The organism is Micromonospora yasonensis (assembly GCF_026013475.1).
In the GTDB taxonomy this organism is placed as follows: domain Bacteria; phylum Actinomycetota; class Actinomycetes; order Mycobacteriales; family Micromonosporaceae; genus Micromonospora; species Micromonospora yasonensis.
Genome location: NZ_JAPDPH010000269.1, coordinates 1 through 8435, shown reverse-complemented (window position 1 = coordinate 8435; position 8435 = coordinate 1). Strand labels below are relative to the sequence as shown.

Below are 8435 nucleotides of genomic sequence, written 5' to 3'. Positions count from 1 at the left end.
CGGTCGACGACCAGGTCGAGGCCGGCGACGACATCCGGCTCAAGTACCGCTACCTGGACCTGCGCCGCGGCGGCCCGGCGAAGGCGATGCGGCTGCGCTCGCGGGCCAACCAGCTCGCCCGGAAAGTGCTGCACGAGCGGGACTTCCTGGAGATCGAGACCCCGACGCTGACCCGCTCCACCCCGGAGGGTGCCCGCGACTTCCTGGTCCCGGTCCGGCTCCAGCCCGGCAGCTGGTACGCGCTGCCGCAGTCGCCGCAGCTGTTCAAGCAGCTGCTCATGGTCGGCGGGATGGAGCGGTACTACCAGATCGCCCGTTGCTACCGGGACGAGGACTTCCGGGCCGACCGGCAGCCGGAGTTCACCCAGCTCGACATCGAGATGTCCTTCGTCACCGAGGACGACGTGATCGACCTCGGCGAGGCGATCGTCGGGGCGCTCTGGTCCGACCTGGCCGGCCACGAGATCCCCCGGCCGATCCCGCGGATCACCTGGCACGACGCGATGTCCCGGTACGGCTCGGACAAGCCCGACCTGCGCTACGGCGTCGAGTTGACCGAGCTGACCGACTACCTGCGCGGCACCGAGTTCCGGGTCTTCGCGGGCGCGATCGACGCCGGCGGGTACGTCGGCGCGGTGGTCATGCCGGGTGGCGCCAGCCAGACCCGCAAGGAGCTGGACGGCTGGCAGGACTGGGCCAAGGCCCGCGGCGCGCGCGGCCTGGCGTACGTGGTGCTCGACGCGGAGACCGGCGAGGCGCGCGGGCCGGTGGCCAAGAACCTCTCCGAGGCGCACCTGGCCGGGCTGGCCGACGCGGTCGGCGCCAAGCCCGGCGACGCGGTCTTCTTCGCCGCCAGCACCAACACCCGGGAGGCGCAGGAGCTGCTCGGCGCGGCGCGGATCGAGATCGCCAAGCGGGCCAACCTGGTCGACGAGAGCGCCTGGGCGTTCTGCTGGGTGGTCGACGCGCCGATGTTCGAGCGCACGGACGAGGGCGGCTGGACGGCCGTGCACCACCCGTTCACCTCGCCCAACGCCGAGTGGGTCGACCGGTTCGAGGAGGCCCCGGACCGGGCCCTGGCCTACGCGTACGACATCGTCTGCAACGGCAACGAGATCGGCGGCGGCTCCATCCGTATCCACCGTGGCGACGTGCAGCAGCGGGTCTTCGACCTGCTCGGCATCGGCGCCGCGGAGGCGCAGGACAAGTTCGGCTTCCTGCTCGAGGCGTTCAAGTACGGTGCCCCGCCGCACGGCGGCATCGCGTTCGGCTGGGACCGGGTCTGCATGCTGCTCGCCGGCGCGGACTCGATCCGCGAGGTCATCGCCTTCCCGAAGACCCGGGGCGGCTTCGACCCGCTGACCGGCGCGCCCACGCCGATCACCGCCCAGCAGCGCGCCGAGGCCGGCATCGACGCCAAGCCGAAGGCGCCGACCGGGGTGCACGCCGGCACCGCCGGCCCGGTCGCCCCGGTGGCCGACCCGACCTGATCCTGAGTTGGCGGAAGGCCCGCGTCATGATGACGCGGGCCTTCTCTCTGTCTGGGGGACACATGAATCTGCTCGTGGTGGGCGCCAGCGGCTTCCTCGGCGCCGAGGTGTGCCGGCAGGCGGTCGCGGCCGGGCAGTCGGTGGTCGGCACGTACCACTCGGCCGCCGTCGCGGTGCCGGGGGTCGCCGCCCGCCGGCTCGACGTCACCGACCGCGCCGCGGTGCGCGCGCTGCTGGCCGAGGTACGCCCGGACGCCGTGATCAGCACCCCCTACCGGTACGACGACTGGACGGTCACCGCGGACGGGGCGGCCCACGTCGCGTACGCCTCGGCCGAGGTGGGGGCGCGGCTGGTGCACCTGTCCAGTGACGCCCTGCACGGCGGCCGCCCGGAGCCGTACGGCGACGACGAGGTGCCCACCCCGATCTTCCCGTACGGGGCGGCGAAGGCGGCCGCGGAGACCGTGGTGCGCGCGGTCGACCCGGGGGCGGTGCTGGTGCGGACCTCGCTGATCGTGGGTGAGGGGAGCAAGCAGATCCAGCTCTGCCGGGACGCCCTGGCCGGCCGGATGTCCCTGTTCACCGACGAGGTCCGCTGCCCGATCGACGTGACCGACCTGGCCGCCGCCGTGCTGGAGTTGGCGGCCTCGGATTACGCCGGCCCGCTCAACGTGGCCGGCCCCGACGCGGTCAGCCGCGCCGAGCTGGGGCTGCTGGTCGCCCGGCACCTCGGCCTCGACCCGGGCGCCCTGAAGACGACCACCGCGATCGCCGCCGGCGTGCGCCGCCCCGCCGAGGTGCGCCTCGACTCCTCCCGGGCCGCCGGGCTGCTCCGGACCCGGCTGCGTGGGGTCACCGAACTGCTCGCCTGACGTCCCGTCGGCCATCTGTCGGATCATGCACACTTTCTATGCACAACTCTTGTGCATAGAAAGTGTGCACAGATACTGTGCAACGTATGGAGAACGAGGAAAGGTTCGCGCCGCGCGCCGTGCGGCTCTCTCACCAGCAGGTGCGCGTCCTGGCGCACCCGCTGCGCACGCGGCTGCTCGGCGCGCTGCGGGTGCGGGGCCCGGCGACCGCCACCAAGCTCGCCGAACTGCTCGGCACCAACACCGGGGCGACCAGCTACCACCTGCGCCAGCTCGCCGAGGTCGGACTGGTCACGGAGGACCCGGACCTCGGCACCGGCCGGCAGCGGTTCTGGCGGGCCGCGCACGACGTGACCAACTGGGAGCCGACCGACTTCGACGACGACCCGGACGCCCGCGCCGCGATCGAATGGATCGAGGGCGAGCAGGTGCGGCAGTTCGCCGAGATCGCCGAGCGGTGGTTCGCCGTCCGCCACGAGTGGTCGCCCGCCTGGCGCGACGCCTTCGGCATGGGCGACATCTTCATGACGATCCCGCACGCCCGGCTTCAGGCGCTGCAGGCGGAGCTGTGGCAGATCCTCGATCGCTACCGCCAGGAGGCCGACCCCACCGAGCCCGGCGCAGAGCAGGTGCAGATCTTCCTCGCCGCCCTGCCGCTCCCGGCGGATCTGCGGCCCACCACCCCACCGACCGCCGAGGAGAAGCCGTGAGCGCCCTGTCCGTACGCCAGGTCCGCTTCCGCTACCTCACCCTCTACGCCCTGCGCTGGCTGCCCGGCGGCCTGCTGATCCCGGTGATGATCCTGCTGATGCAGGAGCGCGGGCTGTCGCTGCCCCAGATCGGCCTGGTCGCCACCGCGCAGGGGCTGGTCGTGCTCGCGCTGGAGCTGCCCACCGGCGGCTTCGCCGACGCGCTCGGCCGCAAGCCGATCCTCGTCGCCGCCTGGGTGATCTGCCTGGTCTCGCTGGTGCTGTTCGCGGTGGCCGACTCGTTCTGGCTGTTCGCCCTGGTCTGGGCGCTGCAGGGCATCTACCGGGCGCTGGACAGCGGCCCGCTGGAGTCCTGGTACGTCGATGCCACCCTGGCCGCCGACCCGGACGCCGAGTACGAGCGCGGCCTCGGCCACGCCGGCATGGTCATCGGCCTCGCCATCGGCGCCGGCGCGCTGCTCAGCGGCGGGCTGGTCGCGCTCGGCCCGGTCGGCCCGGTCAGCGCGCTCACCCTGCCGGTGCTGGTGGCGATCGTCCTGCAGGCGGTCTCGATCGTGGCGCTGCTGGTCCTGCTCGTCGAGCACCGGTCGGCCAAGGGCGTGGGCGCGCTGCGCGCCTCGGTGGTCGAGGCGCCCCGGATGGTCGGCCAGGCGGTCGGCCTGCTGCGCCGCTCCCGGGTGCTGCTCGCCCTGGTCGCGGTCGAGCTGTTCTGGGGCTTCGGCATGGTCACCTTCGAGTCGCTGCTGCCGATCCGGCTCTCCGAGGTGGTGGGCGACGCCGACCGGGCGGCGGCGCTGCTCGGCCCGGCCGGCTCGGCCGCCTGGCTGGCCAACGCGGCCGGCGCCGCGCTGACCCCGCTGCTGCTGCGCCGGCTCGGGGCCGCGCCCGCCGCCGCGCTGATGCGGATCCTCCAGGGCGTGACGGTGGTCGGCATGGGCCTGCTCGCCGGCCCGGTCGGCGTGCTCATCGCCTACCTGGCCTGCTACACCGTGCACGGCGCGTCGAACCCGCTGCACATGGGGCTGCTGCACCGGCAGGTCGACGGGCCGTACCGGACCAGCGTGCTCTCGCTGAACTCGATGATGGGCCAGCCGGCCGGAGCGCTCGGCGCGGTGGTCCTGACCGCCCTGGCGGACCGCACCAGCGTCAGCCTCGCCATGCTGGTCGGCGCAGTGGTGCTCGCCCTGGGCGCCCCGCTCTACCTGCCGGCCTGGCGGGCGAACCGGGCCGCCGCGTCCGGCACCGGCGGGCCGGCCACGCCGGGGGAGAAGGCGCCGGAGGCGGCCGAAGAGGTCCGCTCCGAGAAGAGTCTCGCGCCGACCGGTCCCGACGGCAGCCTCGCCGGCCCCGCCCCGGTGGCCGCCCCGGCGTCGGACCCGGCCGCCGCGGCCGGCGCCGCCACCCGGTCCGCTTGACGGGTCTCGTCGGGAAGTGCGACGCCGAGGTGGAGCGGGCTGGCGGGAGGCTACGAACCTGATGACGCGAACGACTCACGCCCGGCGTACGCGCACGGGTGACGATCGATCCATCTGCGTCATCACGTTCGTAGTGCGACGCACCTCTGTGCCTGGGGAGCCCCGACACGCCAGAGCCGCGACGTGTGCCCTCCGACGGCCGGGAGACACGGTCGGGGCGGCGGCGTCAGGCCAGGTGGACGGAGCTGCGGGGTTCGGTGTCGGTGTAGCCGAGGCGGCGGTACAGCCGGATGGCGCCCACGTTGTCGGTGTAGACGCCGAGCGCCACCTGGTCGTACCGGCCGAGCAGGGCGCGGGTCATCCCGGCGGTGAGCGCGGCGCCCAGGCCCCGGCCCCGCTGGTCGGGCGCCACGGTGAGGCCGGCGAGAAAACCGACGTCACCCCGGCTCCGGTCGGCCCCGCAGGCGACCAGGCGGTCGCCGTCCCGGATGCCGTACCAGTCGACGATCCGCGGGTCGCCGGGACGGGAGGTCGTGGTGGGGAAGGAGCGCGTGATCAGCGCGTCGAGGGCCGGGTGGTCGGCCGCGGACAGGCGGACCACCCGCTCCTCCCCGTCCTGTTCGGGCGGGGTCGCCGTGGTCCAGAGGAAGTCCCATTGGTCGAGCCGGGCGACGGCGAACCGCTCGGCCACCTCGTCCGGCGTGGCCCGGGGCAGGTGCAGCCACTGGCCGGCGCGCAGCGTCCCGTCCGCGACCAGTCCGGCGAAGACCTCCAGCGCCGGCCCTACCGGCCCCAACGCGCCGCCGGCCGGTCCCTGCTCCGGTGGCAGCAGCCAGCACACCGCGCCGTCGCGGTGCCACCCCTGCGGCTCGTGGTCGCGCCAGAGGGCGTGTCGGGCGTACGGGTGGTGGCCGGTGGCGGTGAGCAGAGCGTCCCGACCCACCAGGATCTGGTCGGTAGTGATCATGCCGCCAGCCTACGAGAGGAGAAACCGTGACCCTCGTCCGCTCCGTACGGCCGGTCCGTCTCGCCGGCGCGCACTGCGTGCTGCGTGAACTGGACGACGCCGACGTCGTGCCGCTGCACGCGATGCTGGCCGACCCACGCGTCTTCGAGCGGGTGCTCGACGACCAACTGCCCTCCCTCGACGAGGTCCGCGACGTCGTGCCGGCGTGGCGGGACGAGGCCGGCGGCGAGCCGCGGCCGGCGTACCGACTGGCGGCCGTCGAGGGGGACCGGCTGGTCGGGATGGGCACGCTCACCGTGGAGAGCACGCAGCACCGGCGCGGGGAGATCGGCTACGTGCTCGCCGCCGACCGCTGGGGGCGCGGGCTCGGCACCGAGGTCGCCGGCCTGCTGCTGCGGCTGGCGTTCGAGCAGGTGGGCCTGCATCGGGTGGAGGCCACCACCCGGCCCGACCACGTCGCCTCGTGCCGGGTGCTGGAGAAGGTCGGGATGCGGCGGGAAGGAGTCAGCCGGGACCACCTCCTGGTCCGCGGGCACTGGTGGGACTCGGTGCGGTACGCGATCCTCGCCACCGACCGGTAGCGTCGGCCGGGCCGTGGGGCGGCCCGGTCCAGGGTGGAGATTGGCGAACAGACCGATCGGGTACATCCGTCACCGACCTACTGGGACCCCCACCGGGGAGGAACGACATGCTCGCCATTCTCGCGGCCATCGTGTTCGGCTTCGCGCTGCTGCTCGACTTCCTGAACACCAACCTGGGCGCGCCCGACCTCTTCAACACGCACACTCTGATGCTGATCGGCTTCCTGCTGCTCTCCCTCCACCTGGCCGGGGTCGGCCGTGCCGGTGGCGGCGGCCGTTGGTACCGGGGCCGCCGGCCGGGTCGTGGCTGACCGGAACGGATCACCCGGGCGCGGCCCACGGCGCGATTCCAGCGTCGTCGGCCGCGCCCGGTACTGTCTTCGTGATGGAGTCCGACGCCCTCTTCACCTTCAACGGACCCGCCGGAGCGCCCAGCGCCCCCGCGGGTTCCGGCGGCGTCGACGCGTTCACCGCCGCCGGGGCGGATTCGCCCCTGCCCGTCCGGATGCGGCCGGCCAGCATCGACGAACTGGTCGGGCAGGACCACCTGCTCGCCCCGGGCGCCCCGTTGCGCCAGCTGGTCGAGGGTGCCGCGCCGATGTCGGTGATCCTCTGGGGGCCGCCCGGCAGCGGCAAGACCACCATCGCCCACCTGGTCGCCCGGGCCACCGACCGCCGCTTCGTCGCCATGTCCGCGCTGACCGCCGGGGTCAAGGACGTCCGGGCGGTGATCGACACCGCCCGGCGGCAGCGCCGGGCCGGTGGCCCGCCGACCGTGCTCTTCATCGACGAGGTGCACCGGTTCAGCAAGACCCAGCAGGACTCGCTGCTCGCCGCGGTCGAGGACCGGACGGTCACGTTGCTCGCGGCGACCACTGAGAATCCGTACTTCTCGGTCATCTCGCCGCTGCTGTCCCGCTGCGTGCTGCTCACCCTCCAGCCGCTCGACGACGACGCCGTGCGTGGCCTGCTGCGCCGCGCGGTGGCCGACGAGCGCGGGCTGGGTGGCGCACTCACCCTGGAGAGCGGGGCCGAGGACCATCTCGTCCGGCTGGCCGGCGGCGACGTCCGCAAGGCGCTGACCGCCCTGGAGGCGGCGGCCGCCACCGCGAGCGCGCTCGGCGCCGAGCGGATCGACCTGGCCACCGCCGAGCAGGCCGTCGACGTCGCCGCCGTCCGGTACGACCGCGACGGCGACGCGCACTACGACGTGACCAGCGCGTTCATCAAGAGCATGCGCGGCTCGGACGTGGACGCGGCGCTGCACTGGCTGGCCCGGATGCTGGTGGCCGGCGAGGACGCCCGGTTCATCGCCCGGCGCATGGTCATCTTCGCCAGCGAGGACGTCGGCATGGCCGATCCCACCGCGCTGACCGTCGCCACCGCCGCCGCGCACGCCGTCGAGTACGTCGGCCTGCCCGAGGCGCAGCTCAACCTGGCCCAGGCCGTGATCCACCTGGCCACCGCCCCGAAGTCCAACTCGGCCACCACCGCGATCGGCGCCGCCATCGCCGACGTACGGGCCGGCCGGGGTGGCCCGGTGCCGCGCGGGCTGCGGGACGCCCACTACGCCGGCGCCCGGGGCCTGGGCCACGGCACCGGTTACCGGTACCCGCACGACGACCACCGCGGCGTGGTCACCCAGCAGTACGTTCCGGACGATCTCGTCGGGACCGACTACTACCGGCCCAGCGGCCACGGCGCGGAGCGGGCGGTGGTCACCCGGCTGCCGCTGCTGCGCCGGATCGTACGTGGCCTGCCGGCGCCGGTGGCACGCACGGAGGCCACCGTGCCGGCCGCGGTGAACGGCGGTCGCCCGGCGGGCCCGGACCAGGCAAACGGGGCGAACGAGGGCGGCAGCGACGCCGTCGAGGAGGGTCAGCAGTGATGGCGCGTGGTCCGGAGCGGCCGGAGGACGGCCCCGAGGAGCGGCGCGACCCCCGTGCCAAAGGCCGTCGGTGGGGCCGGGGGAAGGCCGACGCCGAGCCGGACGAGGCGACCGTCGGCGAGGAGTTCGGCTGGATCGACGACCTGCGGACGGCGAAGCAGCAACGGGCCGAGCTGGGCCCGGAGGGTGCGGCGCCCGGCCCGCGTACCGGGGCGCTGCCGCCCGTGCGGGGCGGGATGCCGCCCGCCAGTCCCGGGCCACGGGCCGGCGCGCCCGGCGACGAGCCGCCCCGCGGCGCCCACCCGGGTGCGGTACCGCCGCCGCCCGCAGGCCGCCCCGGCCCGGACGGTCCGCCCCGCCGCGGCCCGATGGATGGTCCGGCCACGCCCCCGGTGCGCCCCGACGGTCCCGACCCGGCCGCCGGCCGGCGTCGCCCGGACGACGGGCCCTGGCCCGGCACGCCCGGTTCCGGCCGGCCACCCGCCGAGCCGCCCCGTCGCACCGGGGACGCG

General features: G+C 74.7%; 8 protein-coding genes and 1 pseudogene. 8 read left to right on the top strand and 1 reads right to left on the bottom strand.

Annotated elements, in window-relative coordinates; all coding sequences use genetic code 11:
• The 4 genes from aspS to ONA70_RS32240 form a co-directional block, all read left to right on the top strand.
• Positions 1 to 1490 (top strand): aspartate--tRNA ligase (aspS, locus tag ONA70_RS32255; RefSeq protein ID WP_265010268.1); only part of this gene is annotated, 1490 nt, incomplete at its 5' end.
• A gap of 62 nt (positions 1491 to 1552) precedes the next feature.
• A complete protein-coding gene (locus tag ONA70_RS32250) occupies positions 1553 to 2362 on the top strand; it encodes an SDR family oxidoreductase (RefSeq protein WP_265010267.1) in 810 nt (269 codons plus the stop codon).
• Between the two features lie 86 nt (positions 2363 to 2448).
• Positions 2449 to 3072, top strand: coding sequence for an ArsR/SmtB family transcription factor (locus ONA70_RS32245; protein ID WP_265010266.1), 624 nt, complete (start codon positions 2449 to 2451; stop codon positions 3070 to 3072).
• Positions 3069 to 4487, top strand: a complete 1419-nt coding sequence (locus ONA70_RS32240; RefSeq protein ID WP_265010265.1) for an MFS transporter — start codon at positions 3069 to 3071, stop codon at positions 4485 to 4487. The genes ONA70_RS32245 and ONA70_RS32240 overlap by 4 nt, the downstream gene beginning before the upstream one ends.
• A gap of 226 nt (positions 4488 to 4713) precedes the next feature.
• On the opposite strand, the gene ONA70_RS32235 is transcribed toward ONA70_RS32240, so the two are convergent.
• On the bottom strand, positions 4714 to 5454 hold the full coding sequence (locus tag ONA70_RS32235) for a GNAT family N-acetyltransferase (protein ID WP_265010264.1): 741 nt from the start codon (positions 5452 to 5454) through the stop codon (positions 4714 to 4716).
• Between the two features lie 26 nt (positions 5455 to 5480).
• On the opposite strand from ONA70_RS32235, the gene ONA70_RS32230 reads away from it, so the two are divergent.
• The 4 genes and pseudogenes from ONA70_RS32230 to ONA70_RS32215 form a co-directional block, all read left to right on the top strand.
• Positions 5481 to 6035: a GNAT family N-acetyltransferase gene (locus ONA70_RS32230; protein ID WP_265010263.1), complete on the top strand. Its 555-nt coding sequence runs from the start codon at positions 5481 to 5483 to the stop codon at positions 6033 to 6035.
• A gap of 107 nt (positions 6036 to 6142) precedes the next feature.
• Positions 6143 to 6346 (top strand): hypothetical protein, encoded by a 204-nt coding sequence (locus ONA70_RS32225; protein ID WP_265010262.1) that lies wholly within the window; start codon positions 6143 to 6145, stop codon positions 6344 to 6346.
• 74 nt (positions 6347 to 6420) lie between these two features.
• Positions 6421 to 7923, top strand: coding sequence for a replication-associated recombination protein A (locus ONA70_RS32220; protein ID WP_265010261.1), 1503 nt, complete (start codon positions 6421 to 6423; stop codon positions 7921 to 7923).
• Positions 7923 to 8435: pseudogene (locus ONA70_RS32215) on the top strand (hypothetical protein); the annotation flags it as partial. The gene ONA70_RS32220 and the pseudogene ONA70_RS32215, both read left to right, overlap by 1 nt.

Excerpts from the sequence above, each read along its gene's own strand:
- ONA70_RS32245 (WP_265010266.1), top strand. The coding sequence starts at position 2,449 with ATGGAGAACGAGGAAAGGTTCGCGCCGCGCGCCGTGCGGCTCTCTCAC.
- ONA70_RS32225 (WP_265010262.1), top strand. The coding sequence starts at position 6,143 with ATGCTCGCCATTCTCGCGGCCATCGTGTTCGGCTTCGCGCTGCTGCTC.
- ONA70_RS32220 (WP_265010261.1), top strand. The coding sequence starts at position 6,421 with ATGGAGTCCGACGCCCTCTTCACCTTCAACGGACCCGCCGGAGCGCCC.
- ONA70_RS32235 (WP_265010264.1), bottom strand. The coding sequence starts at position 5,454 with ATGATCACTACCGACCAGATCCTGGTGGGTCGGGACGCTCTGCTCACC.
- ONA70_RS32250 (WP_265010267.1), top strand. The coding sequence starts at position 1,553 with ATGAATCTGCTCGTGGTGGGCGCCAGCGGCTTCCTCGGCGCCGAGGTG.